The organism is Arthrobacter terricola, from assembly GCF_004354015.1.
Classification (GTDB): Bacteria; Actinomycetota; Actinomycetes; order Actinomycetales; family Micrococcaceae; genus Arthrobacter; species Arthrobacter terricola.
Map to the genome: position 1 here is coordinate 20,472 of NZ_SMRU01000036.1, position 25,592 is coordinate 46,063.

Consider the following 25,592-nt stretch of genomic DNA (forward strand, 5'->3'; position numbering starts at 1 on the left):
GGGCCGGGCACTGTCCCAGAACGAAGCCCAACCAACAGAACGCCGGAAATGTCCGAACCGAACTCCCTGGAACCGTATTCGCTGGATCTGGCCGCGGGGCTGCCGCACATGGCAGCCGCCCCCACCACGCCAAGACAGCTATTGCGCTACGCCCGCATCCTGAAGACTGCCGCCGGATTCGCCCAGCGGCAGTTTGATACTGTGAGCCTTTCGGACGTGTCCACCCGGGCATACGTTCCGCTCGGGACGCTCTACAGGTACTTCCCCTCCACAGTTCATCTGATGCTCGCGGTCTTCCGGAACCAGCTCCGGGAACTGAGGGACTCCAAGCCGGCTTCGTCGCGGTCCAGCCAGCAAGAACTCACAGGGCTCGCGATGGAGATATTCCACATGCGGGTCATGCAGCCCGCCGTCGAGCATTGCCTTTCCCGCGCGTGGGATACGCGTGACGGCGACATCCCCGTGCTCCTGAAGGACATCGAGGCGCTGTCTGTCGAGATGGTCACAGCGGCAACCCGGGACCAGGGGAATGCGCGGATTTTGCTGCACATGATCACTGGTCTGGTCCAGTCGGTCAATTGCCGCCGGCTCTCCCTTTTTGACGCCGAAAAGGACCTCAAGAACGCCTGCAAGCTGTTCGCGGCAGCGTAGTTTTCCCGCTAATTCGCGTAATTGGTCTAGACCACTATGACCAAAAGTATGTGTTGACGTCTGGAATTATCTAGTCTTCCTATCAAGCCCCTGCCTACCGAGGCAGGGGCCAAGCGGCTAGCAGCCCATATCCGCAGGAGCTTCACAGCACGGACCAGCCACCCTTGGTCCGCACCGAAGCCTCAACACCTGCCCGACGTGCCGTGGGTACACGGCTAGCCATGAGGAGACAACGACGTGTCCGTCGAAACCATCACCCCTGAACAGAACCTGACCGCCCTGGCGCTGAGCGAAGAGGAAATCTTCGCCGCCCACGAAGGCGGAAAGCTTTCCGTTTCCAGCACCGTCCCGCTTGCGGACAAGCGGGACCTTTCCATTGCCTACACTCCCGGCGTCGCCGAAGTGAGCCGGGCAATCCACGCCAAGCCCGAGCTCGCCCGCACCCACACTTGGGCCGAACGCCTGGTGGTCGTCGTCAGCGATGGCACCGCCGTCCTGGGCCTCGGAAACATCGGACCCAGCGCCTCCCTTCCCGTCATGGAAGGAAAGTCCGCCCTCTTCAAGGCCTTCGGCGACCTCGATTCCATTCCGCTCGTCCTCAACACCACCAATGTGGACGAAATCATCGAAACCCTCGTTCGCCTGCGCCCGAGCTTCGGCGCGGTGAACCTCGAGGACATCGCAGCGCCTCGCTGCTTCGAACTCGAAGAGCGCCTCATCGAAGCCCTCGACTGCCCGGTCATGCACGACGACCAACACGGCACTGCCGTCGTAGTCCTCGCGGCCCTGACGAACGCCGCCAAGGTGACGGGTCGCGAGCTCGAAGGCCTCAAGGTGGTCGTCTCCGGTGCGGGCGCCGCGGGCATTGCGGTTTCCGAGATCCTGTTGACCGCGGGCGTCAAGGACGTCGTCCTGCTGGACTCCAAGGGCATCATCAACGCCGAGCGCGCGGACCTGGTCAACGATTCGAGCAGCGTCAAAGCCCGGTTCGCCCGCCGCACCAACCCGCGCGGGATTTCCGGCGGCCCCGCCGAGGCTCTGCAGGGAGCGGACGTCTTCATCGGTGTTTCTTCGTCCAAGCTGGCCGAGGAGGACCTGAAGCTCATGAGCCAGGATTCAATCGTGTTCGCCCTGTCCAACCCTGATCCGGAAGTCCTTCCCGAGGTCGCGGTGAAGTACGCGGCAGTCGTGGCCACGGGCCGCAGCGACTTCCCGAACCAGATCAACAACGTCCTCGCGTTCCCGGGCATCTTCCGCGGAGCCTTGGACGCCGGCGCACGCCGCATCACCCCGGCAATGAAGATCGCCGCCGCCCGGGCAATCGCCGAACTCGCCGAGGAAGACCTCTCCGCCGAATACATCGTGCCGAGCCCGCTGGATCCGCGCGTCGCTCCCGCGGTGACGGCCGCCGTCGCCGCCGCGGCCGAGTAACGCCAACCTCGCCCGAAGATCCGACGACGGCGACGCTCCCCAGGGTGGAGTCGCCGTCGTTCTTTTTCCCGGCAGTCCACCCAACGCTCGCGCAGTTCTGGTGGGTTTTTTCCCGACGCTCGCGCAGTTCTGGTGGGTTTTTTCCCGACCCTCGCGCAGGTCTGCCCAACCTAGACTGGGGCAATGGACGCCGAATCAGTAGTGACCGTGCTGTGCGGGCTCGCGATTGTGGTGGGCGTGATCGGCACCATCATTCCGGTGCTGCCGGGGAGCGTCTTGATCGGCTTGAGCTTATTGGCGTGGGCTCTTTGGGGCGGTGCCGGCGCAGTGGGGTGGATAGCGTTCGGGATCGGCGCAGTGTTCGTCCTGGCGGGCATGGCATCGAGCACTGTGCTCACGGGTCGAAAACTCAAGCAGCACCGGATTCCAAATCGTTCCATTTTGGCCGGGGTAGTTCTGGGAATCGTGGGGATGTTTGTCCTTCCCGTGGTTGGTTTGTTCCTGGGATTCGCGGTAGGCCTTTTCCTGAATGAATTGCTTCGGACCAGGAAATTCAGAGGCGCAATCAAGACCAGTGCTGCCGCGCTCAAGGCCACGGGTTTGGGAATGCTGGCGGAATTCACCCTGGCGTGCTTGGCGGCAAGTACGTGGGTGGTCGGAGTGTGGATAGCAGTCATCGCCGCTTAGGAGCTGCGCAATTCTGGCTTAAAGGATGAATCGCCTGGCCAACGGACGAAAGGGCGCGGGATGTGAGCGGGCGTCGGGGAAAAACCCGCCGCATCGCCTTCTAGGGTAGAAACAAAGGCGGCGGTCGCCCCGCGAAGGGGTGGCCGCCGTCGTGCTTTTCAGTTGGTGCCGCAATCAGCCTGCGCTACATGGCGCGGCCTTTTGCTTCCTCCCTAATGTCCCGGCCGAGCCAGATTCCCAGGCCAACCATGACGATGCCGAGGACCAGGTGCAGCCAGTTATCGCCGCTGTTCAAGGGCACGAAGTCCGCGCTTGCGTTGGACATAACGATAAGGCCGTAGATCCACAGCAGGAGGTAAATTGCACCGCCGAACAGAAGGTATCCACGGGCCATTCCGTCGGTCCGGGCCAGGTAAAGGCCTACAGCTCCGTACAGCAGGTGGACGATGTTGTGCAGGATGGATACTTGGAAGACTCCAAGAAGCATGGCGCCCGAGTCATGCCCAGCGAAGGACATCGCGCCGTAATTGGTAGTGATGCCAGGAATGAATCCCAGAACACCAACAGCCAGGAAAACCCAGCCCAAGGTGAGTGCTGTGTTGTGCAGCGTCAGCCCCATGACGTGATGGTGCTGCGCCGGGTGCGAAGCAGTAGTCATAGCTCCTCCCGATCACGATTTCCACCGGCCCTTCAGATGGAGGGCCGTATCGCGGCAAGGAGTCGGAACCCTGCCGACGAAGATATCTTACTCCCGAATGCGGCGAAAAAGAGGGGGAAGGGGTGGAACCAGCGCAGCTAGCATGGTTCTGTGATGCCTGACTGTTCGAGTTCCCGTCCCGGTTCCGGCCGGGCGATGGCGCGGCAAACATGAGCGAGTCGCCGGTTCCTGGGGCCAACGGCCCGATCTTCAATGAAACGCGGGACATCACGCCTTTCAGGAATGGACATGTCCGGACTTCGGTGAGCGGCTTGGCCGACGGCCTGGTCGGGGCGATAAGCGCCGTGCTGAAGGGAAAAACGGCGGGCAGGATCGACGTCGTCGGGGATGTTCCCAGGCTGAAGCGGCTTTCCGGCAAGCAAGCAAAGACCATGTACCAAGCGGTTTTCACCAGCACCGAACCCGACCGCCTCATCGCCTTCGCCCGCGCCAATCCGGGTTGGGCGGGCTTGTGCTACGTCATCGCCGGCCTTCTCTTGTACCAGCACGGCGGGTACCTTCGCGCGTCGGAGCTGCTGCGGCGCGGTCTTTCGGTACGGATCGACGACGACGCGAGCCAGTTCTCGGCCACCTACCTTGGCAGGGTGGTCACGCGGGTCGAGGTCGCCGAGCGGATCGACGTACCGGTCCTCTTCAGTGAGGAATCCGTGTTCCTGGCGCTGTCGCACTGCTTGCGGGAGGCGGGCCAGACGGAAGAGTCGCTCGAAGTCCTGGCCGGTTTGCCGCCGTCGTTGCCTTCCGCGCTGGCCCGCTGCACCGCCGCGGGGACGCTCGAGCGGCACGCCGACGTCGTCGCCTGGACCGAAGGGCTCCGCAACGCGGACGATCTTTCGGCGGCGCTCCTCTTGATCCGGGCGCGCTCGCTCAACAGCCTGGGCGAGCGGAGGGCCGCGCTGGCGGCGCTCGCCGAAGTGCTTCGACGCAAGAAGACCAGTCTGGCGCTGCGCAATGACGCGTTCACGGACCGCGCCTTGTTAGTGCTCGACGTCGGACTGAAGGCTTCCAGCCCCCGTCCCCCGGGTGCACGTCCCCCGGGTGCCCGCGCGCCGAAGCCCCGCTCCGGCCTGCGCGGGAAGGACCGTAAGAACGGGGAACTCGAAACCGTGGACGGAATCCGCAAGGACGCCGAAATCCGCCGGTTGTGGAACAAGGATTTCAGCGAGCCGGGCGACTAGGAGCGCAGCGCCTTGATGACTCCCCGCAGCGAAACCCCCACGGCTCCGACGAGCGGCAGCATCAACGCCATGAGCACCAGGGTGTTCGGCTGGAACGCGATGCTCCCGTTGGCTTTGCGGCCGTAGGTTCCGATCGGGAAGACCATGCCGCCGCCCCCGCCACCGGCCGCGTTGTTGCCGTCGCCGCCTCCGCCAAAACCGAAGGATACGACGGCGACCGGGATCAGTTCCTCTCCGCCGATCTGCTGCGCAGGGCCAAAGGCCCGTGATACGCCGAATTGCTTGAAGGATTCCACGAGGGCTGAAAAGTCGTCAGACATGAAGCCGACGATAGGCCGCCCCGCGCGCGAACGCTAGAGCCCGCAGCCGCCACGGCCGGCGTCACCGCAGGAGCGGCAGCACCTGTTCCCCGAGCAGCACGGCCCCAAGCCCCATCATGATGATGCCGCTGGCCAGTGTCACTCCGCGTGCCGCGCTGGGCCGCGATTGCAGAAGCCTCCGGGCCGTCAACGCCACCACTGTGTAGATGGCCCCCGCCAGCAACACGAACGTCAATCCAAGCACACCCGACTGCACCGGCACCGGCAACGACGCCTGCGGACTCACGAACTGCGGCACCAGCGCCAGGAAGAACAGGAGGCCTTTGGGGTTGATACCGCTGGTCCCCATTCCCTGCAGGAAGGTGCGCAGTTGCGTGGGGGACTGCCCGACGGCGTCATCCGCGGCGAAGCTGGCGCTCCGCCATGAGCGCATGGTGCCGATGCCGAGCCACAGCAGGTAGCCTGCCCCGGCGACCGTGAGCCAGCCGAGGAGCCCCGGAACGCCGGCCAGGAGGGCGGCAAGGCCAACCACCATGAGGGCTGTATGCACAAGGTACCCGCTGCACAGGCCGGCCACCGCGGGGACGAAGCTCCGCTGCCGAAGCCCGGCGGAAATCGTGTACGCCCAGTCGAGGCCCGGCGTGGCCGCCAAACTGAAGGCGACGATCACGAACGCGATGAAAAGCTGGGGATTCATGGTGGCTCCTGGCTGGTGGGTACACCATGAACTTTAGGGAAAATCGCCCCATAAGTGTTCCTCTTTTTAGCTCAACTCACCGCCGGATGGGTAAGATATTTGCGTGATTGACGGAATAGACAGAACTATTTTGCGCCACCTCAAAGAAGACGGCCGGATAACTGCCACGGCGCTCGCGGGCAAAGTGGGTCTGACCGTGGCTCCGTGCCATCGGCGGCTGCGCGATCTTGAGGCTTCCGGGGTGATCCGGGGGTATCGCGCGGACATCGATCCCGCGGCTATTGGCCTTGGTTTCGAGGCGATCGTGTTCGTTACCTTGCGCCAGGTCGATCGGGCCACGATGTCCGATTTCGAGGACCGAGTGGCTGCCATCCCGAACATCGTGGAGGCACAGCGGCTCTTCGGTTCGCCGGACTATCTCCTGCGAGTGATCGCGGCGGACCTTCCCGCGTACCAGCGTTTCTATGACGACCAGCTCACGGCGCTTCCCGCCGTCGAACGCCTTACATCCACGCTGGTGATGAAGAACCTCAAGACCAACACCGGCCCGCCCGTTTAGGGGTGGAGGAGGCCGGTGGTCCGGTAGGGGATCACTTCGCGAAGGAACATGCTCGTTGAAGTGCGCACGATTCCGGGGCAAAGCCGGATCTCTTCGGACACCCTGTAGAGATCGTCCGGGCTCGTGGCGACAACGCGGATGATGAGGTCGGTGTCGCCGGCGGGGGCGTGGCATTCGAGGACTTCGGGGATTTCCCGGAGGGCCGCGATCGCTTCGTTGAGCCGGCTTTGGTCCAGTTCCGCGCTGACCGCCGCCGCGACGCCGCGGCCCAGCGCGGACGGCAGGACCCGGCTGCTGTTGGGACGCAAAGCCCCCGACGCCGACATCCGCTCGAGGCGCGACTGTACCGTTCCGCGGGCCAAGCCCAGGCGCTGGGCGAGCACCATGATGGGAACCCGGGGATCGTCGTCGAGCGCTGCGAGGATCCGCTTGTCCGTTGAATCCAATTCGTGCATGGTGGGGCTTTCTGGAGGTGGCTTCGGCAAACTGACTATCCGCTGCTTACATTCTTCCAAGAGTTTGGTCAGATTGACCACTCGAGGTTAGGTCTGTTGCGCCAACTGCCGGGATCCTGCTGCAATTATGGCAACGAGGGGAACGGCTACCGCCGAACCCAAGAGGCTACGGACCAGCCGGCACACCAACCGGTCACCGCAAACACATCCCGCAAGGATGTAGCCCGCTGAATGACTCTTGTTCACAGCATTGTCCTTCCGCATCCGCCGGTGTCGCCAATGAAGGGCGGCCGGCAACCATCATCAAGAGCCCCTGAGCCACCGAACGCGTTGCGGTAGCTGAGGGGCTCTTGTGCTGCATAGGCTTGAGGCATGACCTCCGCCGGCCGCTTCGCCCCGAGCCCCTCGGGTGAGTTGCACGTGGGCAACTTGCGCACGGCCATGCTCGCGTGGCTTTTCGCCCGTTCCACCGGCCGTGCTTTCCTGTTGCGCGTCGAAGACCTCGACCGTGCGCGGGCCGGGGCCGAAGCCGTCCAGCTACGGGACCTGGAAGCGGTGGGCGTCACGTGGGACGGCGGCGTCGTCCGCCAAACGGGTCGCGCCGCTTTGTACGATTCCGCGATCAAGCAGCTGAGCGACGCCGGACTGACCTACGAGTGCTTTTGCACGCGCCGGGAAATCCAGGAGGCCCCGTCTGCGCCGCATGCTCCTCAAGGCGCCTATCCGGGGACCTGCAGGACGCTTTCGACGGCGGAACGGGAGATCCGCCGGACCACTCGCCCCGCTGCCATCCGGCTCCGTTCCGAAACGCAGGAATGGACTGTTGAGGACCAGTTGCACGGGGCCTACACGGGGATCGTGGACGACTTTGTGCTCCGGCGCAACGACGGCGTGACCGCTTATAACCTGGCGGTCGTGGTCGACGACGCCGAACAAGGCATCGACCAGGTGGTCCGCGGCGACGACCTCTTGTCCTCCACGCCGCGCCAGGCGTACTTGGCTTCCGTCCTGGGTTTGCCGGTTCCGGAATACGCGCACGTGCCGCTCGTGGTGAATCACGACGGCGACCGCCTGGCAAAGCGCGACGGTGCAGTCACGCTCGGCGACCTCGCCGCCGTCGGGCTTTCCGCCGAAGAGGTGCGGGACATGATCCTGGAGTCGCTAGAGTTGCCAATGGGGCCGCTGGGTGACGCCGTGGACCGTTTTGAACCGGCCCGATTGCCGCTCGAGCCATGGGTGTGGACCGGGCGGCTGCAAGCGATGATCCGGAAGGGGGACTAGGTGCTCGCATACGTGCTGACCGGCTATGGCGGACCCGAGGCCATGGAACTCCAAGACGTGCCGAAGCCCATCGCGGGCCCCGGCGAGGTCTTGGTCAAGGTTTTCGCGGCTGGCTTGAATCCCGTCGATTACAAGCAGCGCGAAGGAGCGGTGCGCCTCATCACCCGGCCCAGGATGCCGCTGGTTGCCGGAAGCGAGTTGGCTGGAATTGTCGAAGCCGTGGGTCCTGGCGTGCGCCGCTTCGCAACCGGAGACCGGGTGTTCGCCCGTGTGGACAAGGCCAGCCTCGGTGCGTTCGCCGAACATGCCGCCGTCCATGAGGACCTGGTGGCCCTTATGCCGAGGTCGCTCAGCTATGCCGAAGCCGCGAGCCTCCCGCTCGCCGGGCTCACCGCCTTGCAAGCGCTCCGGGATGAACTCAAGGTCAAACCCGGGATGAAGGTGTTCATCTCGGGCGGCGCCGGCGGAGTGGGCACACTCGCGATCCAGCTCGCCAAGCACTTCGGCGCAGAGGTGACCACCACTGCGTCTCCCCGGGGGGAAGCCCTGGTCCGCTCCCTCGGCGCGGACGCCGTCGTCGACTACACGAAGGACGACATTGCCACCGTGCTGAGCGGTTTCGACGCAGCCCTTGACCTGGTTGGCGGGGAAACCCTGGAGCAGACGTTCAAGATCCTCAAGCCGGGATCCACGGTAGTCAGCATCGCCGGAATGCCGGAACCGCAGACCGCGCTGAAGGACCTCGGCGCACCTGCCTGGCTGACAGTGTTGTTCTGGGCGGCAAGCTTCGGGCTACGCGGACGCGCGCGCGAAGAGAAGGTCAAATACCGCTACCTGTTCATGCACCCCAGCGGCGAAGACCTGACTGCCCTGGCGCGGCTGGTCACGGAAGGCCGGCTCAAACCGGTCCTGGACAGTACCTATCCCTTGGAAAAAATCGCCGACGCCTTCGCCGCACTCGAGCAGGGACGCGCCAAGGGCAAGATCGTGGTGACCATGGACAGTCGGGCCTGGGCCCATTCTGCCGGGTTCCCTGGCCGAGCGTAGCGAGGTTAGGGGGCAGAAGGGATTAAGCTGTCCGGGTGGATGCACAGACGATTGCCCCAGGATTCGAACCGGTAGCCGAACTCTTTGGCCAATACCTCAGCGAGGACCCAGAATACTCGGCCCAGTTGGCGGCCTATCACCGAGGGGTCAAGGTCCTGAACATCAGCGGCGGCCCGCACCGCCGTCCGGACTCGGTCACGGGTGTCTTCTCGTGTTCCAAGGGCGTTTCCGGGTTGGTCATCGCCCTCCTGGTCCAGGACGGCCTGCTGGACCTCGACGCCGAAGTGGTCAAGTATTGGCCCGAATTCGGGGCCGAAGGGAAGGCTGCGGTCACCGTTGCCCAATTGCTTTCCCACCAGGCGGGCCTCCTGGGCATCGAAGGCGGCTTTTCCCTGGAGGAATGCAACAACTCCGAGCTCGCCGCGGCCAAGCTCGCCCGCCTGCGCCCGATGTGGAAGCCCGGCGCCGCGTTCGGTTACCACGCCCTGACCATCGGCGTCTTCATGGAGGAGTTGTGCCGGCGAATCACGGGATCCACGCTCCAGGAAGTCTACGAACAGCGGATCCGCGCTGTTACCGGTGCCGACTTTTTCCTGGGATTCCCGGATGCCGAGGAGGCCCGGTACGCGACGCTTCGTTGGCAGGCCGACCCCGCCCAGCCGTGGATCGACCCCGCCAGCCATTACGGTTTGTCTGCCAACTCGGTGGGAGAAGCGATCCTCGACCTGCCCAATATCCGCGAGGTCCGGGCGGCGGGCTTGTGTTCCGTCGCCGGCGTCGCCAGCGCCGAAGGCATGGCGCGCGTCTACGCGGCGGCGCTCACAGGACTTGCCCCCGACGGCGACCGTTCCGCCGTCGGGCCCTTGCTCAGCGAGGAAACCATCCGGACGGTCTCGGAAGAGCAGGTCTTTGGCATCGACCGCGTGTTCGGTGATACGAGCAGCTTCGCGACGGTGTTCATGCGATCGCACGCGCGGAACCCGTACGGCAGCCACCGTGCGTTCGGGCACGACGGCGCCAGCGCGTCTTTGGGGTTCGCGGACCCTGTGTATGAACTCGCCTTTGGTTACGTACCGCAGCAGGCCGAACCCGGTGGTGCAGGGTGCCGCAACCTCGAACTGAGCGCTGCGGTGCGCAAGGCGATTACCGGACTGTCTCACTAGGAGGACGGCATGACATTCACTGTTGAAACCGCCAAGGTCCTTGCCGAGGTGGCCCACTACCGCCAGAAGGACAAACTGAAGCGGCCGCACCGCGACCATGTTTTGGCGGTGGGCGAGGCCCTGGTCGATTTCGACGACGACATCCAGATCGCCGGCTACCTCCACGACATCGCCAAGGACACCCCCATCACCAAGCAAGCGCTGGTGGACATGGGCGTGTCCGAGCGGGCCGTGGCCATCATCGAACGGGTGACGCGACGGTTCAATGACAATCCGGACAGCGATGAGGAAGTAATCCTCCACATCGCCGAAGACCATGACGCGAGCCTGGTCAAGATTGCCTGCAACGCGCACACCTCCTTGCCGGAACGGATGCAGGCGTTCGCCGAGAAGTGGCCGGACAGGCCGCCGGCGACCGCCCGCTACGCGGAGGCCCGCAAAGTGCTGTACACGGCGGTTCCGCGCGGAGAAAGCCACCTGATCCTCGACCGACTCAACCCGGACCTGCTGTCCGAACTGGACCGCTTGGCCGACGACTGAACGGCTGAATCGACCGGAACGCAGCGGGTCTATGCCTTCCCGGGCTCGTTCTTGGTCGATGCGGTGGGCTCCCGACTAGCGGACGCGGCCGTTTCAAGGAGGATGTGTTCGTGGATCTGGCGCGTGAGCTCGTGGATCGTCCGCGTGAGTTTGGTGTTCTCCTCCAGCAGCTGCTCTTGGGCGTTGTAGTCGTGGTCCGCCTTCGCCTGCTGGAAAGCCGCCTGGCGGTTTTGGCCGATCATCACGAAGGTTGAGAGGAAGATCGCTTCCAGGGAGACGATCAGCGTCAGCGTGGGCCACGGACTCTGTTCAAACACGAGCATCCAGACCGCGAACAGCAGCACGTGCAGGTAGACGAAGTTCATCGATCCTGCAAAAGCCGTGATTGCGTCCGCGACCCGCAGTTGAATGCTTGCGGCTCGACGTTCGGCTTCTGCCAGGACTGATGGATGCAGCCTGGACGGTTCGGTGTAGGTAAGCAACCGTGTTGGCCTCAAATAGGGCCGTGGATGCGGAGGAACGCTTTTGGTGGATGCCGGTTGCTTGTCGACCTGCTGTGTCATCCGTTCGATCCCTTGGCTCGGGGCGAGGCGATCTCGCCTTCGAAAGCGAGCCTAGCGCCGCGACTCCCGTGAACCTAGGATCGAAACTTGCCTCTTACCAGGATCCGAACTATCCACCCATCAATCTTCGCCGGTGCTTGAGTTCCTTGATCCAATCCCGGGTTTGCGCCGCCCCGAAAGGTGACGCGCCGGCGTCGAGCTCTGCCATCAGCGGACCCGACGCTTTGAGCGCGAGCTCCAGAACGCCGCTCGCCGCGCGGTCGGTCAGGCCGAGCCTTCCTGCCCAGGCGAGGAAATGCTTCCGGGAGATGCCGCTTTTCTTTCCGCCGATGCCGAGCGCGAGGGTTTTGTCGCCGTAAACGACTGTGGAGGGGATGTCGTAGATCGGCGCGATGGTGTATTCGCCGCCCGGGGACTGGACCATCGAGACGTTCTTGGCATGGAGGTCGCCGTTGCCCGTAAGCCAGGCGAAAGCGAGTTGGAGCGCGAGGTTGCGCAGGGCTGGCAAGGGCGCGGCGCAATGCGCGGCGAGTGCCCTGCACACGTCGCCGAACGGAACGCTGTACTTGTCCGCAGGGTACAGGCCCAGAACTTGGGCACCATCTTCGACGGCGAGGCGCACCGGCACGCCGTCGGCTCCGGTGAGCCGATCGAAACGCTCGACGAGTAGCCCCGCCCGCCCGCCGACGTCGTGCACTAACTGGACTGAGCTGACGGGGATCCGCAACTTGCGCGCAAAACGGAACATGAGGAACTCGTTCTCCACAACGAACGGGAACTCGGGCGCGTTGAGCTTGAGGATGAACCGCTTGCCGGCCTGCGCCACCGGGAGCGAGATCATCCCCGCGGACAACTTGTCCTGCACACCCGCCAAGGCCACCGGATCGATGAGTCCGGAGTCGCCCAGCAGGGCGTCGAAGTCGAGCGGCAGTTTCGAATCGAGTACGACGGCGGAGCCCCCTTCCGCAGGCTGCTCGCCATGCGGGACGGTCTGGACATCGCCCACGGCGTCCCCGCCCGCGCCCATGAGGAGGGCAAGTTCGTCGTCGGCACTGGCTTTGACCGCGCGGCGCAGGGAATTCAGGCGGCGGCCTTCAGGGAGCAGCCCGGTGAAATAGGCGGGAACCGCGCCGCTCGGGGTGAAGACGGCCTGGCTGGTGAGGGGGAGTGTAGTGGCGACGGCCGGGCCCCCCGATTCGAGGTACCGCGGCAGGTAGCTGAACTTGGTGCCGCCTTCATGCCGCTCGATGCGGGCCGCGAGGATGCCTTGCTTGTAGACGTCGGCGATGCGGTGGAAGGTCATGGTTGGGCTGTTTTGTTGGTTGTTTTGTTGGCGTGCGCGACCGTGAGTTCCAGGCCCAGCGTGCCGAGCACGGACAAGAGGGGTTCCAATTGGACGGTGGTTTTGCCTTGCTCGACAAAGCGGACGAAGCGCTCCGACACCCCGGCGAGGTCAGCGAGGTCGGACTGGCTCAGGCTGAGGGACCCGCGGCGGGCGCGGACGGTGGAGCCGAGGGATCGGGCGAACTCCTCAGGGGACATGCTCATCCTTCCTGGCGTCGGCTGCAACTGTTCCTTAGCTACCATTGCGACAAACCGGCACGTTCGTTCCGATTCCCCCAGTTTGCGCTTCCCTGAACCCCGAATCAAGCCCCGCAACTCGAAAAACGGCACGTTCGTTCCGCCCCTCCCTCCCGAGTTTGTGTACACCTCGTACCCCTTAAAAGCCGCCGGTTTAAGGGGTGTTTTCTGTGCACAAACTCGAGGGGTTTCGCTTGGCCCACAGGAGCAGTCCGATGTACGTCAGGTCGAAGACGCTGCACAAGGCACCGATTCCCAGGATGAACGGGGAATCCTGGAGCACGCCGAAACTGATGGTCGGTGCCAGCGTGCCAATCCACTTCGACGCACCGATCAACAGCGTTTGGCCCCGCAAGCCACGGCGAACAGCGAACATTGCAATGAACAAGCCGGACATCAGTAGGTTCTGCAGGAAAGCCGCGTACGGCGCCGCAAGATCCCAATCGAATTCCAGGACAAACAAGCCCTGGACCGCAAACCCCGCCACGCCCAGCAAGACCGCCCATCCAATGAACATGGGTCGGGTGACGAAGTCGGGCAATTCACGCCGGCCGAACGCGAAAAAGGTGTACACAATCGCGACGTCGGCAAGTCCCCACGCGAGGTTGATGAACCCCTGCACGGACGGCGTCGTAGTGAGCGAATGGAAGGCGTAAATCGATTCCCACGCGATATTCAAGGCCAGCGCCGCGGCCGGGATCGCGTAGCTTTTATCCCGGAATCCCACGCGGATGGCGTCAATGTAGACCACCGTCCATGCGATCCCGCTCAGGATTGTCAGAAACAACACCATGGTTCCTCCTCATCCTCAGGCACTTCCGCCCACTTCGCCGGAAGCCCTCCCGCTCGCCGGAATTTTCCGGCGAGTTCGCACGCTTCCAGCGAATTGGCGGGCCGGCGCCTGTTAAACCCGGCCCAGCACGTCGATGTCCTCCAGGAAGTCCCGGTGCACTTCTTCGCTGACGGTGGTGCGGGTATCGGCGATCGCGTCGAGGTAGTCCTGCGTGACGGGTCCCTTGCGGCCGTTCGACGCCGGTGAGCCGGCAGCGGCGGGCGACGTACCGACGTCGTACACTGCTTTTTCCAGCGCACGCTGGGAGGCACTGCGGGCCGCGTACTCGATGTCCGCGGGGGAGAAGCCCTCGGTGCGCGAGACCAGCAAGTCCACATCGATCGAGTCCACCACGCTCGCCGGGATGAAGCGCTGCCACATGGCTTCGCGGGCGTGGGTGTCCGGCAGGCCGATCGGGATGACGTAGTCGAAGCGGCCGTGGCGGAGGAACGCCGAATCCAGGGCGCGGATGAAGTTCGTCGCGCACACCAGCAGGCGGCCGGGTTGTTCACGGAAGGCCGGGATGATCTTGAGGAGCTCGTTGGTGACGCCCTGCAACGGCGATGGTGGCTCGCCGGAACGCTGCGCGGCGATCTCTTCGACCTCGTCGATGAACACGACCGCGTGCTCGAGTTCGGCGATCTCCAGGAACGTCTCGCGCAGCGCGCCGGCCAGGCCCTTCGGATCCGACGCCAGGCGGGACGGGAAGACCTCCACGAACGGCCATTCGAGCCGGGACGCGATCGCCTTCGCGAACGTGGTCTTGCCCGTTCCCGGAGGGCCGAAGAGCACGACGGCGCGCGGCGGCACCACGCCGAATTCGTCCGCGAGGTCGGCTTCGGCGAGGGGCAGGACCAGGCGGCGCTCCAACAGTTCCTTCTCGCGCCGCATGCCGGCGACGTTCTCCCACAGGTCGCGGGCCAGGATCCGGCCGCCGAGCTGGCTCAACGGCTCAAGCTCCTGGCGCTGCACCGGAATGGTCCGCTCGAAGTAGTGCAGGTTCTGCTTGAGCAGGAAACCGCGGCCCAGGAACGCCTCGACGCGGGTCTCGGACTCGGGCATGAGCGCCGAGAGCTTGTTCAGGCCGTGTGGCGCCATGCGGTTTTCGACGGCGGACAGCAGCGAGGTGCCGATCCCGCGGCCGCGGAAATCGGGCAGCGTGGCCAGGAACACGATCCAGCCTTGGTCGTGCGCCGCGCGTCCGACGGCGGCACCCACCACCTGATCGCCCTGCACCGCGACGACGGCATGGTCCTTTTCGCACGACGCCAACACTTCGGAAAGCGCATAGACCGGCTCCACGTTGTCCGCCTTGAGCGTTTCCCACAGGTGCAGGATGCCGTCCATGTCCGAGGAATGGAAATCCCTGATTCGCCAATTGCTCATGCCCGCTCCTTGGTGGATCGCCGTCGATTACCTGGTGTTGAGCATAGGCGACCGGCATGCCGTGCGGGGTTGCAATCGCGTTGCGTTACGACGGCGGGTGGTGCTTAGTGCTGCTCGAGCCGTTTTTCCAGCCGGGAGCGGGCGCTTGCAAGGGACTGCTTTGTTAGTTTGGTGGCGGCTTTGACGTCGCGCGCCCGGGACGCTTCCAAGAGCGCGGGCTGCGGTGTCCAGAGACTGGCGTCGTTGTGATCAATGGCTTCGGTGGCGCCGATGACCTTATAGGGTCGGCATTGGAGCCACAGGTTTTCGATGACGTCCACAAGGACGGGGTTTCCGCCGGCCTTGTACAGCGTGCGGAGGAGGTCTTCGTCGTCGTCGAGCGCGTCCCATACCCGGCGCTCGGCCACTGCTTTTTGCATTCGGGAGCATGCGGCTTCCATGCGCGCGATATCGGCGTCGGTGACTTTGGCTGCCCCGAGGCGGGCGGCTTCGGCTTCGAGGGTAGCGCGGACGTCGTAGATGTGGATCAGTTCGGTGACTGTGAACTCGCGGACCACGGCTCCCCGATGCGCGGCGACCCGCGTGGCAAGTCCTGTTTCTTCGAGGCGCCGGATAGCCTCGCGGACCGGCATGACGCTGGTGCCCACCATCGCGGCGATATCCCGGACCCGCAGTGGCGACCCGCCTGCCAGTTCCCCTGTGAGGATTGCCGTGCGCAGCGCGTTGTAGACCTGGTCTGCAACGAGGGTGGGCGTAATCGCAAGGCCGAGGGATGGTTCGGCCTGCTTGCCCGGTGCGGAGGGTGTGGTCTCTTGCCGTTCGTCGGCGTCGGCGTTTCTTGCCATGGAATCGATCCTAGGCGAGCCGGACGTGTTTTGCCTCCGGCGGCTCGGTGAGGCACCACGGTGAGGCACCGCCGTCGGAATTCCGTCAGCCAGCGGAAGCATCAGGCGCTCGCGCCGACCCGGCTGAGGTCCTGGGCGGCTTGGCGGGTGAAAGTGATGAAGCGGTTCCGTTCCGCGTCTGTTGCGGCGCGGTCGAGCGGAACCATGGTGGTGACGACGCCGGCGAGCCCCGTTTCGCCGAAGACGGGGGCGCTGACGCCCCAGACGCCCGGAGCCAGGGCGCCGGAACTGGTGGCGAAACCGCGGGCCCTGATCTCTTCCAGGTCGGTCCGGATGATGGTTTCCTCCGCGGGGGCGAGGAAATGGCCGGCAAGGATCTCGTTGATCTCTTCTTCCGGGAGGTGGGCGAGGATGGCCCGCGCGCTCGCGCCGTTAAGCAGGGGGCGGGACCGGCCGGCCGCGTAGCTGCAGCTGAGGATATGGATGCTTTCGACCGACTCGACGCACAGGACTTCCCGGCTGCTTTGGACCAGGTAGGCGGCCAGCTCTCCGGTTTCCTTGGAAAGTTGTTCGAGCCGGTGGGAGACGACGCCCTGTGCCAAGGCCTCTTCGCGGTAGTTGTCGGCCAACCGCACCACTTCCGGTCCGGCGGCGTAGCGGCCCATGGACTGGCTCTCCACCACGAACCCGGCTTGGAGCAGCGTCTCGAGGTGCCGGTAGACAGTGGAAGCCGGGAGCCGAAGGAGCCCGGCGATCTGCTGGCTGCTGAGGCTTCGGTGCCTCGCGAACAGGAGCAGGATGGACATCGCCGTGCCGCGCTCGTCGCGCCGCTTCGGGAAGTCGGACAAGGCGGTCGAGGAGGCTTTTTTGGGGAGGATTCGCTTTTTCATGAGGGGTGGCTTTCCGAAGCGTGGAACAAACCGGTGAGAGGGTGGCAGCCGCCGCCTGGAGTGGTCAGGCGGCGGCTGCTTCACGTGCTGCCTACTGGGCGAGGTAGGGCTGGCGCCATTCCGACGACGGCGAGAAGTTCTCGTGGATGAACCGGCCGCTCAGCCAACGCTGCAGGGCAAGGCGGGAGCCTGTCTTGTCGTTCGTGCCGGACGCGCGGCCGCCGCCGAAGGAGACCTGACCCATGAGCGCACCAGTGGGCTTGTCGTTGACGTAAGTCATGCCCGAGGCATTGCGCAGCTTGTCCAGGGCGAGCGAGATCGCGCGGCGGTCGTTGGCGAAGATGGACAGGGTGAGGGCGTAGTTGCTGGTTTGGTCCACGAGATCCAGCACGGATTCCCATTCGTTGTCTTCATAGACATAGACGGTGAGGAGCGGGCCGAAGAATTCCTCGCTCATGGTGAAGGCGTGCGGGTCCGTGGTTTCGAAGATGGTGGGCTCGACGAACCACCCTTCCTCCGGGTGGACGTTGCCGCCGGCCAGGAGGGTGTGGCTTTCCAAACCCTTGGCCTTCTCGATGGCAGCTTCGAGCTTGCGGAGCGAGGTCTCGTCGATGACGGCGCCGGTGAAGGTTTCGTGTTCAACGACGTCGCCCACGCGCAGGGACTTGGTGGTTTCGATGAGTTCATCCTTGATCACGTTCCAGACGCTGCGCGGCAGGTAGGTGCGGGATGCGGCGGAGCACTTCTGGCCCGAGTACTCGAAGGCGCTGCGGATCAGGGAGGCCCGGACTGCGCCGGTGTCGGCGCTGGGGTGGGCCACGACGGCGTTCTTTCCGCCGGTTTCCCCGACGAGGCGGGGGAAGGAGCGGTACTGGTCGATGTGTTCGCCGGTCTTCTTCCAGAGGCTGCGGAACACGTCGGTGGAGCCGGTGAAGTTCAGTCCGGCGAAGTCCGGGTGCGCCATCGCGTAATCGGAAATGGCGCGGCCGGAACCGTGGATGAGGTTGATGACGCCCGGGGGCAGGCCTGCTTCTTCGAACATGCGCATCAGGACGTCGTTGCTGAGCGCGGACTTTTCTGAAGGCTTCCAGACCACCACGTTGCCCATCAAGGCGGCGGTGGTGGGCAGGTTGCTGGCGATGGCGGTGAAGTTGAAGGGGGTGATTGCCAGGACGAAGCCTTCGAGTCCGCGCTGGTCCAGGGTGTTGCCTTCGCCCTGCAGGGCCGCGGGCTGGTCGCTGAAGATCTGCTGCGCCAGGTGGGCGTTGTAGCGGAAGAAGTCCGCCACTTCGCTCGCGGCGTCGATTTCTGCCTGGTGGAAAGTCTTGGACTGGCCGAGCATGGTGGTGGCCACGAGTTCATCGCGGTACTTGCCGGCAGCGAGGTCCCCTGCACGGAGGAAAATCGCGGCGCGCTCCCACCAAGGGGTACGGGACCAGTCGTGCTGGGCGGCGAGGGCCGCGTCGATGGCGGCCTGGATGACGGTTTCATCGGCGGTGGGAATGCGGCCCAATACCTGGGAGTGGCGGTGGGGCGCGACGACGTTGCGCAGTTCGCCGGTCATGGAACGTTCGCCGTTGATGACGTGGGGGAGGTCGCGGACACTGGAGGTGACCTCCGCGATCGCCTTCTTGACGGACGCGGCCTCCGGCGAACCCGGACGGAATTCCCGCGACGGCTCGTTGTAGGGCGTGGGGACTTTGAAGTTGCCAGTTACGCTGACAGATTGGGCGGACATGATCCGGTTTTCTCCTCGTGGGTTTTCCGAAGCGGGGGCGACGGGTTGGTTCAGTGGGTTTCTCAGGGGTTGTCGGATTTCGGCTAGCTTCCGATCAGCGACCTCAGGAAAAGCAGGAGGTTGGCGGGCTTTTCGGCCATCCGGCGCATGAGGTACGGGTACCACTGCGTGCCGTAGGGGAGGTATACGCGCACCCGGTACCCTTCCCTGACCAGTTGGTCCTGCAATTTCCGCCGGACCCCGTAAAGCATCTGGAATTCGAAGGATCGCTTGTCCACGCCGAGTTCGGCCGCGGCTTTCTTGACGACGTCCACGCACGAGTCGTCATGGGTTCCGAATGCAGGGTCCGGCAGGTGCTGGAGTGCCCATCGCGAGAGGAACTTGTATTGCTCGGTCACTTCGTCGGCGTTGCGCAGGGCTGCCGCTGATGATTCGTCAAAGGCGCCCTTGACGAGGCGGATCCGCGGCTTGATATCCGTGAAGGATGCCAGGTCCTCGGGGGTCTGGCGCATGTTGGCTTGGATGGCCACCCGCGTGTTCGGGTGGTCAGGGAGGATGCTCTTGTAGATCGCAAGCGTTTCCCGGCCGACGGAACTGTGCTCCATGTCGACTTCCACGGTTGCTCCGTGGGTTGCCGCGGCATCCAGGAGCGCCTTGAGGTTGTTGGCGCATTCCTGGGGATCGATCATGATGCCCAGTTGGGACAGCTTGACCGATACCGTGGAGCCCGGGGCGCGGTTCTGGATGTTCTCGATGGCGCCTTGGTATTCCTGGGTTGCCGCTTTGGACTGGGCCAGGTGGTGGACCGACTCGCCCAGGAGATCAAGGCTGACGTCGATGCCGGCCTTGTTGAGTTCTGCGGTTGCTGCCCAGGCGTCTTCGAGTCCGTTCCCGGCGACATATCGGTCGACGATGGGACGGGTGAAGCGGTTGCGGGTGGCGATCGCTTCAAGTTGCTTGTTCTCTGCGACATGCAGCAGAAGTCTGTTAGGCATTGGTGCACTTCCTTCTGTGGCCCAACCCTCTTCCGAGTGTTGTTCACACCACATTATCTTGTGATCACAAATCACACAAGGTCTGAGCGAATCCGGCCGCTGCAGTTAATCCGAGTGGATGGTTGTGACGGCGAGGAGGCAGTCCTCGGCGTGAAGTTCCTCCACTTCCGAACCGAGGATGAGCGTAGCCAGATCCGTCAGCCTCCGATCTCCGGTCAAGGTTGCCCGTCCGGCCAAGACGGTGGCGGCAACGACGCCGGCCCTCGGGTCCAGTTGCAGCCTTCCGTTCCGTCGTGCTGTCAACACCGCCCCGGCGGAAATGGAGCGATGGGTCATGAGGTTCAGGCCTAGCTGCGGGCCTGCCGTGAGCAACGCGACCTGGACTTTCGCCTCTCCCGTGAATTCGACGGCCTGGCCCAGTTCGAGCGTGCGCTGGACGCCGTTGATGCTGAGGGTCAGCGGTCCGGGGCTGGCAAGCGTGAAGATGCGGTCGATTCCGGGTAGCAGGGAGAAGTCCGCGGCCCGGGTCAACTCGGCCAGGCTGAGCCGCCAGGCGTACCCGGCGGTATGCGGCGCATCCCTGAATCCGATGCCGATCTCGCGCGTGGCACCGCCACCGTTGGCCCATCTCATTCGGGAGAGCCGGGCTGGATGGACAACTTTGAAACCTGATGGTTTTGGCACTTGCTTCCTTCATTTGTAGGGGGAGCATGGAACGAGACCATGAATAAGCAAACTCTTGTGTGATCACATATCGCAAGTTATGGTGATCAGACCACAATCTTTGGAGACGGCGCAGCCTGTCCAATGGCTGCGCTCCCCGGCTGGCACCGACGCCCGCTCGTTGAAAGGACTAATCCCTGATGACCACCATTCGCAGCGAGGAATTGGCTGCCCTGTGCGAGCGTGCGCTGCTGGCCGCTGGCGCCGATGGGCAGGCCGCCCAGGTCCTGGCCAGTGCCACCGTTGAAGCGGAGCTCGTGGGCAACCGCGCCGTCGGCGTCGCCCACCTGTTCGACTACCTTGATGGTTACCGGACAGGCCGCATTGTCGCGGACGCCCAGCCCGCCGTTCGGCGCGCCGCGGGAGCCGTCGTCGACGTCGATGCCCGCAACGGACTGGCCCAAGTCGCCTTCGAAGACGCCTTGGAAGAACTGCTGCAGGCCACCCGGGAGTCCGGCATCGCGGCCTTGTGGATCCGCGGGTCATACACTTGCGGCGAACTCGGCTACTACCCCCGCCGCCTGGCCGGGCAGGGAATTGTGGCCCTGGCCTCTGCAAACAGCCCTTCCCTCATGTCGCTGGGTGGAGCGCCCAAGCCGATCCTTGGCACAAATCCGCTGGCATATGGCATCCCGCGGCCCGGCAAGCTCCCGGTAGTGATCGACCAGGCCTCTTCATCCACGGCGTTCGTCAATATCAGGCGGGCCGCCGAGGCGGGCGATCCCATTCCGGCCGGGTGGGCCCTTGGTCCTGACGGGCAACCCACCCAAGACGCGGAACAAGCCCTCCACGGCACGCTCCTGCCTTTTGGTGGCCACCGTGGCGGAAACATCGCATTGCTCGTCGAGATTCTGGCGACGCTCTCCGGGGCCAACTTCTCGATGGATGCCGCCCCATTCGATCACGGGGCAACATCGCCGGGCATTGGAGTGTTCCTGCTGTGCATCGATCCCGGCATCTTCTCAGGATCTGTAGAACGCCTCACGAAACAGCTCGAAACCCTGCAGGGCGAGCACCAGGTCCGGCTCCCGGCCCTTGAAAACACCAAGCTCCCCGAGGAGGTCACTATCGACGACGGCCTCCTGGACCGTTTGCGCGCCGCAGAAGCCCACGGCGCCAAGTAACCCACCTCCAACCACCACTTCCCCAACAGAGAATCCAGGCGAAGCCAATGTCCTTCAAACGAATGATCCAATCCGTGGAGACCCACTCCGGTGAACCCATGCGCGTCATCACCGGCGGCGTGCCGCACATCCCCGGCGACACGGTTTACGAGCAAATGAAATGGCTCGAGGAAAACGACGACCAGCTCCGCAAGCTCATGCTCCGCGAACCCCGCGGATATCCGCCGTTGTGCTGCAACCTGATCGTGCCCCCGAAGCATCCGGACGCCGTCGCCGGCTTCATCATCATGGAGCAGGTGGAATACCCGGTCATGAGCGGCGGCAACACTATCGCCGTCGCTACGGTCCTCCTGGAAACCGGAATGATTCCCATGGAGGAGCCCATCACCAAATTCAACCTGGAAGCGCCTGCCGGCCTCATCGCCATCGAGGCCGAATGCAAGGACGGCAAGGTTAAGCAGGTCAAGTTCAAGAACGTCCCCGCGTATGCCGTTTATCTTGACACCGCGATCGACGTTCCCGAGCTCGGCCAGGTGACCGTCGACGTCGCGTGGGGCGGCATGTTCTATGTCATCGCGGATGTCAGCCAGTTCGAAGGGCTGGATCTTGTCCCGGAGCAGGGGCGTGACATCACGCGTATCTCGTCCCTGATCCTCCGCGCAGCCCAGGACCAGCTGCCTGTATCGCATCCGGACTATCCCGGCATCGGCATCACCATCTCCCAGCTTTCCGGGCTCACCAACAACCCCAACGCGGACCGCAAGAACGCCGTTACCGTCGCCAGTGGCCCGGTGGACTTCGACAATCCCGCCACGTGGACCGGCGGCGTCGATCGGTGCCCCTGCGGGACCGGAACGTGCGCAAAGATGGCAACCCTGCACGCCAAGGGCCAACTCGCACTGAACCAGCCCTTCCGCCATGAAGGCATCCTCGGCAACGTCTACACCGGCGAACTGGTGGAAGAAGTGACGATCCACGACCACGTCGGAGTAGTCCCGACGCTCAGCGGCCAGGCGTGGATAACCGGCTTCAGCACCTGGGTCCTGGATCACGACGACCCGTTCCCCAACGGCTTCACCGTGGGCGACATCTGGGCCCCGCAAGAGCAGGAACAAGGCGCACCCGCCTTCGCTGCAGCTGAAACAGCCAGCTAGGCTACAGGCGAAAGTCGTCCGCAGCAGTCCCACGACGGCGCCTGCCACCACTTCACAGTGGTGGCAGGCGCCGTTACTTTCTTGAAAGGTATTAAACAGTTGAGTGCGTTCGGCTATCTGGCTGCCTCTATACCGCAAAGAACGGCGATGGCCGGTTCCCTCGTCGCACTTCCCATCCTGGCGATCGACCAGACCCATAATGTGGCTGTCGGGGGTGGCTTGGTGGCGGCATTCCTTGGCCCTAGCGTGGTTGCAGCTCCGGCAGTCGGGGCAGCACTCGACATGGCGCGTCGCCCCGCGATACTCGTCGCGGCTTCAGGACTACTCACGGCCCTGGCCTTCCTTGCGGCCGCCAATCTGAACCAACTGCCGCTGCCCGCCGTGATAACCCTGATGGCTTTCGCGGGCGCAGCTTCGCCCTTTTACATGGGCGGATTGTCCAGCTTCGTCGCTGATACGATTCCGGACGGACGGCGGGCATTCGCCTACGATGCGCTCTCTTACAACGTCTCAGCAGTGGCCGGCCCCGCGCTTGTTGCCCTGATTGCGGCGTTTCTTTCCGCGCAGGCCGCCCTCTTCGCTTTGGCGGGAATCTGTCTTGCCGGCACTTCATTTGCCGGTGCCATCAAGGGGCGTGCCCACCACCATTCATCAGAGCCGCCATGGCAGGTTGTCAAAGCGGGATTTCGAAGGATTTTCGCGCACCGACCCCTCGCGATCGTGACGGCCTCCTCGACACTGACCCAGGTGGGCCAAGGCGGTTTGGCGATTGCCGTCGTCGCACTTTCCGTTGAACGGGTGGGGTCACCGCGCGAAGGTGCCGGTCTGGTGACAGCCTTCGCTGTCGGCAGCCTGATCGGCGCCCTCTGGGAGACCTTGCGGCCCAGCCGCGGGCGTCCTGACCGCACCATGACGGCAGGTTTTGTGGCAACAGGATTGCTGACAATCAGCGCCGCCTTTGACCTCGGCATGCCTTGGGTTTTCGTCACCATCGGACTGTCCGGCGTCTTTACGGCTTCAACGACGACGGCGATGCTCCGTCTGCGCGACCGGCACAGTACTCCGCGGCTCAAGTCCCAGGTTTTCACCGTCAGTGCCGGTTTGCGCACGAGCGCATCGGCCGGCGGTGCCATGCTCGCTGCCGCCGCCACCGGTTTGGGCGGGGCCTTGTCCCTGAGTACTTTGGGGATCATTTGGATCGTCTCGGCAGCAGTGATGTTCGCCTATCCCAGGTCCCCGCCCGCGACGGACGCTGAGGCTTAGTCTGCGTCGTAGGTGTTGGCGATGTAGACGTCGCAGGGCGCGTTATGGGCCACACTGTTGGCCACGCTGCCCAGGACGCGTCCGATGCCTCGCATCCTCCGGTTGCCCACCACAATAAGGCGGGCTTCCTTTTGGTTTGCCTCCCTGATGATGGCATCGGCCGGCCTGCCGCCGGCTGCCGCATAGGTGATGTTGATGTTCCCGCCGAGGGTATCGGCGACGGTCCTTGCTACTTGTTCGGCCTTGTCGGCGTCTGACACGAGCCATTTGTTGCTGCCGGTACCGAACACGTCCGAACGGTCGCTATCAAACGCCGAAACCACATGGAGGGTCGCGCCGAGTGCCGTGGCGAGATCTCTCGCGGTTTCCGCCGCTTTTCGTGCTGTGGGGCTGCCGTCAACGCCTACAACAACGGTTCCGCTCATGTCCTTGCTCCCTTGCTTTGTTTCGTTTTACTTGAGTGCCAAGGGCGCGTACGGCGCCCGTCGGGTAGCGGAAGGGCGGCGCCGGACAGGATATCCGGCGCCGCCCTTGGCGCCGCCCTTGTTCAGGTGGTGCTCCTATTACAGTTCGCTGGGCGCACCCGGCTCGCCGACCGCCGGGTCGAGTCCGTACTTTTCGAGGATCTTCTTGATGGTGCCGTCCGCGCGGAGCTTCATGATGTCGTCGTCGATCGCCTTGCCGAGGGCCTGGTCGTCGAGGCTCGAGGGCAACATGACTTGGCCCACCGAGGCGAATTCAGGGACATGCGGGTTCGGTTTGACGTCGATCACCTTCGCGCCGTCGATGGGCGCGGTCTTGAAACGGCCCTTGGCTGATGCGGCGGATGCCACGATGGCGTCGATGCGTCCTGCCTTGAGGTCCGCGTAGATGGACTCGTCGTCCTGGTAGATCTTGAAGTTGTCGCCGAGCCAGTTCTGCAGGCTGTTGTTGTAAAGGTTGCCGGCGACCGAGCCGACCTTCTTGCCCGCGAGGTCGTCACTCGTGAGGCCCTTGGTGGAGATGATCGCCTGGGGGTCGTTCCACAGAGGGGTGCTCATGTACACGATGCTCGAGCGTGCCTTGGTGCGCAGCCAGTCACCCGAGCCGATGTCGACGCGCTTGGACTGCACGGAGGGGATGACCGCACCGGCACCGCCGGAGGAGCTGACGGTGACCTGGAGGCATTCGAGCTTGGCGATCTCGCCGATCAGGTCACCTTCGGTACCCGTGACGCCGCCGTCGGGGGTCAGGGTTGTGGCTGGTGCGTAGTCGTAGCTGGCCACGGTGAGTTGGCCTTGTGTGAGGGTTTTGAGGCCGTCGTGGGCGGGTTTGCAGCTGGAATTGCTGCTGGCACTGTCGGTGCCTCCGCAGGCTGCGAGGGAGAGCGCGAGCAGGCCGGCGGCGGTGCCGGCTGAAAGCGCGCGCACGAGGACGCGGGGAGTGCGTGACATGGTTCTTCTTTCTTTGCTGTGGTGTTGGAGATGTGGGGGTGTTTTAGTTGCGTTGGAGGTGGCGGTTGAGGCGTTGTTCGAGGAGTTTGACGAGGGCGAGGAAGAGGAGGGTGAGGGTGCCGTAGAGGATGGAGGTGAGGAGGTAGACGGAGAGGTATTGGAAGGTGATGGAGCCGATTTCGAAGGCTTTGGACATGAGTTCGGGCACGGCGATGACGAAGGCGAGGGCGCTGCCTTGGAAGACGAGGACGGCGAGTCCTGCCAGGGGCGGGGTGGAGATGCGCAGGGCTTGGGGGAGGATGATGATGCGGAATCCGGTGAAGCCGGACAGTCCGGAGGTG

At 64.2% G+C, this 25,592-nt stretch carries 28 protein-coding genes and 1 pseudogene; 12 read left to right on the forward strand and 17 right to left on the reverse strand.

Going from position 1 to position 25,592, the window contains the following annotated elements:
* Nucleotides 1-48 precede the first annotated feature (48 nt).
* From E1809_RS22360 to E1809_RS22370, 3 genes are all read left to right on the forward strand, one after another.
* Nucleotides 49-651, forward strand: coding sequence for a TetR/AcrR family transcriptional regulator (locus tag E1809_RS22360; RefSeq protein ID WP_133206450.1), 603 nt, complete (start codon nucleotides 49-51; stop codon nucleotides 649-651).
* 237 nt (nucleotides 652-888) lie between these two features.
* Nucleotides 889-2,082, forward strand: a complete 1,194-nt coding sequence (locus E1809_RS22365; protein ID WP_133206451.1) for an NAD(P)-dependent malic enzyme — start codon at nucleotides 889-891, stop codon at nucleotides 2,080-2,082.
* A 183-nt stretch (nucleotides 2,083-2,265) separates the two neighbouring features.
* Nucleotides 2,266-2,769 (forward strand): DUF456 domain-containing protein, encoded by a 504-nt coding sequence (locus tag E1809_RS22370; protein ID WP_133206452.1) that lies wholly within the window; start codon nucleotides 2,266-2,268, stop codon nucleotides 2,767-2,769.
* Nucleotides 2,770-2,953: 184 nt separating this feature from the next.
* Here the strand turns inward: E1809_RS22370 and E1809_RS22375 are convergent, their stop codons facing one another.
* Nucleotides 2,954-3,427 carry a DUF4383 domain-containing protein gene (locus tag E1809_RS22375; protein WP_133206453.1) on the reverse strand — a complete coding sequence of 158 codons (474 nt, stop codon included), beginning with the start codon at nucleotides 3,425-3,427 and terminating at the stop codon, nucleotides 2,954-2,956.
* A gap of 209 nt (nucleotides 3,428-3,636) precedes the next feature.
* Here E1809_RS22375 and E1809_RS22380 point away from each other — a divergent pair, with 209 nt between their 5' ends.
* Nucleotides 3,637-4,662 (forward strand): hypothetical protein, encoded by a 1,026-nt coding sequence (locus E1809_RS22380; RefSeq protein ID WP_133206454.1) that lies wholly within the window; start codon nucleotides 3,637-3,639, stop codon nucleotides 4,660-4,662.
* Here the strand turns inward: E1809_RS22380 and E1809_RS22385 are convergent.
* Together E1809_RS22385 and E1809_RS22390 are read right to left on the reverse strand one after the other, a co-directional pair.
* The gene (locus E1809_RS22385) at nucleotides 4,659-4,982 is read right to left on the reverse strand and encodes a hypothetical protein (protein WP_133206455.1); all 324 of its coding nucleotides are present in this window, start codon (nucleotides 4,980-4,982) and stop codon (nucleotides 4,659-4,661) included. The genes E1809_RS22380 and E1809_RS22385 overlap by 4 nt on opposite strands.
* A gap of 61 nt (nucleotides 4,983-5,043) precedes the next feature.
* The gene (locus E1809_RS22390; RefSeq protein ID WP_133206456.1) at nucleotides 5,044-5,679 is read right to left on the reverse strand and encodes a LysE family translocator; all 636 of its coding nucleotides are present in this window, start codon (nucleotides 5,677-5,679) and stop codon (nucleotides 5,044-5,046) included.
* A gap of 103 nt (nucleotides 5,680-5,782) precedes the next feature.
* Between E1809_RS22390 and E1809_RS22395 the strand changes: the two genes are divergently transcribed.
* Entirely contained in the window at nucleotides 5,783-6,238 is a 456-nt protein-coding gene (locus tag E1809_RS22395) for an Lrp/AsnC family transcriptional regulator (protein WP_133206457.1), read from the forward strand.
* Here the strand turns inward: E1809_RS22395 and E1809_RS22400 are convergent.
* Nucleotides 6,235-6,693, reverse strand: coding sequence for an Lrp/AsnC family transcriptional regulator (locus E1809_RS22400; protein ID WP_133206458.1), 459 nt, complete (start codon nucleotides 6,691-6,693; stop codon nucleotides 6,235-6,237). The two genes, E1809_RS22395 and E1809_RS22400, sit on opposite strands and share 4 nt — an antisense overlap.
* Before the next feature lie 372 nt (nucleotides 6,694-7,065).
* Here E1809_RS22400 and gluQRS point away from each other — a divergent pair, with 372 nt between their 5' ends.
* From gluQRS to E1809_RS22420, 4 genes are read left to right on the forward strand one after another with little or no spacing between them, the layout of a single operon-like run.
* A complete protein-coding gene (gluQRS, locus tag E1809_RS22405; protein ID WP_133206459.1) occupies nucleotides 7,066-7,974 on the forward strand; it encodes a tRNA glutamyl-Q(34) synthetase GluQRS in 909 nt (302 codons plus the stop codon).
* Nucleotides 7,975-9,021, forward strand: coding sequence for an NADP-dependent oxidoreductase (locus E1809_RS22410; RefSeq protein WP_133206460.1), 1,047 nt, complete (start codon nucleotides 7,975-7,977; stop codon nucleotides 9,019-9,021).
* 35 nt (nucleotides 9,022-9,056) lie between these two features.
* Complete coding sequence (locus E1809_RS22415) at nucleotides 9,057-10,184, forward strand: serine hydrolase domain-containing protein (RefSeq protein WP_133206461.1); 1,128 nt, start codon at nucleotides 9,057-9,059, stop codon at nucleotides 10,182-10,184.
* 9 nt (nucleotides 10,185-10,193) lie between these two features.
* Nucleotides 10,194-10,724, forward strand: coding sequence for an HD domain-containing protein (locus tag E1809_RS22420; protein WP_133206462.1), 531 nt, complete (start codon nucleotides 10,194-10,196; stop codon nucleotides 10,722-10,724).
* Nucleotides 10,725-10,753: 29 nt separating this feature from the next.
* Here E1809_RS22420 and E1809_RS22425 read toward each other — a convergent pair whose 3' ends face one another.
* The 10 genes from E1809_RS22425 to E1809_RS22470 form a co-directional block, all read right to left on the reverse strand.
* Nucleotides 10,754-11,287, reverse strand: a complete 534-nt coding sequence (locus E1809_RS22425; RefSeq protein ID WP_133206463.1) for a DUF1003 domain-containing protein — start codon at nucleotides 11,285-11,287, stop codon at nucleotides 10,754-10,756.
* A gap of 109 nt (nucleotides 11,288-11,396) precedes the next feature.
* A complete protein-coding gene (locus E1809_RS22430) occupies nucleotides 11,397-12,590 on the reverse strand; it encodes a type II toxin-antitoxin system HipA family toxin (RefSeq protein ID WP_133206464.1) in 1,194 nt (397 codons plus the stop codon).
* The gene (locus E1809_RS22435) at nucleotides 12,587-12,829 is read right to left on the reverse strand and encodes a helix-turn-helix transcriptional regulator (RefSeq protein WP_133206465.1); all 243 of its coding nucleotides are present in this window, start codon (nucleotides 12,827-12,829) and stop codon (nucleotides 12,587-12,589) included. Before E1809_RS22435 ends, E1809_RS22430 begins: the two co-directional genes overlap by 4 nt.
* 193 nt (nucleotides 12,830-13,022) lie before the next feature.
* On the reverse strand, nucleotides 13,023-13,661 hold the full coding sequence (locus tag E1809_RS22440; RefSeq protein ID WP_133206466.1) for a transmembrane-type terpene cyclase: 639 nt from the start codon (nucleotides 13,659-13,661) through the stop codon (nucleotides 13,023-13,025).
* Nucleotides 13,662-13,772: 111 nt separating this feature from the next.
* Nucleotides 13,773-15,086, reverse strand: coding sequence for an ATP-binding protein (locus tag E1809_RS22445; RefSeq protein ID WP_133206467.1), 1,314 nt, complete (start codon nucleotides 15,084-15,086; stop codon nucleotides 13,773-13,775).
* A 104-nt stretch (nucleotides 15,087-15,190) separates the two neighbouring features.
* Complete coding sequence (locus tag E1809_RS22450) at nucleotides 15,191-15,931, reverse strand: GntR family transcriptional regulator (RefSeq protein WP_133206468.1); 741 nt, start codon at nucleotides 15,929-15,931, stop codon at nucleotides 15,191-15,193.
* Nucleotides 15,932-16,032: 101 nt separating this feature from the next.
* Nucleotides 16,033-16,821, reverse strand: a complete 789-nt coding sequence (locus E1809_RS22455; protein WP_133206469.1) for an IclR family transcriptional regulator — start codon at nucleotides 16,819-16,821, stop codon at nucleotides 16,033-16,035.
* A 91-nt stretch (nucleotides 16,822-16,912) separates the two neighbouring features.
* The gene (pruA, locus tag E1809_RS22460; protein ID WP_133206470.1) at nucleotides 16,913-18,559 is read right to left on the reverse strand and encodes an L-glutamate gamma-semialdehyde dehydrogenase; all 1,647 of its coding nucleotides are present in this window, start codon (nucleotides 18,557-18,559) and stop codon (nucleotides 16,913-16,915) included.
* An 83-nt stretch (nucleotides 18,560-18,642) separates the two neighbouring features.
* Nucleotides 18,643-19,554, reverse strand: coding sequence for a proline dehydrogenase family protein (locus tag E1809_RS22465; protein WP_165962458.1), 912 nt, complete (start codon nucleotides 19,552-19,554; stop codon nucleotides 18,643-18,645).
* Nucleotides 19,555-19,659: 105 nt separating this feature from the next.
* Entirely contained in the window at nucleotides 19,660-20,187 is a 528-nt protein-coding gene (locus E1809_RS22470) for a HutD/Ves family protein (RefSeq protein WP_205754305.1), read from the reverse strand.
* A gap of 230 nt (nucleotides 20,188-20,417) precedes the next feature.
* On the opposite strand from E1809_RS22470, the gene E1809_RS22475 reads away from it, so the two are divergent.
* From E1809_RS22475 to E1809_RS22485, 3 genes are all read left to right on the forward strand, one after another.
* Complete coding sequence (locus tag E1809_RS22475; RefSeq protein WP_133206473.1) at nucleotides 20,418-21,401, forward strand: Ldh family oxidoreductase; 984 nt, start codon at nucleotides 20,418-20,420, stop codon at nucleotides 21,399-21,401.
* Between the two features lie 47 nt (nucleotides 21,402-21,448).
* Nucleotides 21,449-22,555, forward strand: a complete 1,107-nt coding sequence (locus tag E1809_RS22480) for a proline racemase family protein (protein ID WP_133206474.1) — start codon at nucleotides 21,449-21,451, stop codon at nucleotides 22,553-22,555.
* 147 nt (nucleotides 22,556-22,702) lie between these two features.
* Nucleotides 22,703-23,818, forward strand: a complete 1,116-nt coding sequence (locus tag E1809_RS22485) for an MFS transporter (protein ID WP_133206475.1) — start codon at nucleotides 22,703-22,705, stop codon at nucleotides 23,816-23,818.
* Here the strand turns inward: E1809_RS22485 and E1809_RS22490 are convergent.
* The 3 genes and pseudogenes from E1809_RS22490 to E1809_RS26890 all read right to left on the reverse strand — a co-directional run.
* Nucleotides 23,815-24,243: a universal stress protein gene (locus E1809_RS22490; protein ID WP_133206476.1), complete on the reverse strand. Its 429-nt coding sequence runs from the start codon at nucleotides 24,241-24,243 to the stop codon at nucleotides 23,815-23,817. The two genes, E1809_RS22485 and E1809_RS22490, sit on opposite strands and share 4 nt — an antisense overlap.
* Before the next feature lie 138 nt (nucleotides 24,244-24,381).
* The gene (locus E1809_RS22495) at nucleotides 24,382-25,251 is read right to left on the reverse strand and encodes a substrate-binding periplasmic protein (protein ID WP_133206477.1); all 870 of its coding nucleotides are present in this window, start codon (nucleotides 25,249-25,251) and stop codon (nucleotides 24,382-24,384) included.
* Nucleotides 25,252-25,294: 43 nt separating this feature from the next.
* Nucleotides 25,295-25,592 (reverse strand): annotated as a pseudogene (locus tag E1809_RS26890) (hypothetical protein); the annotation flags it as partial.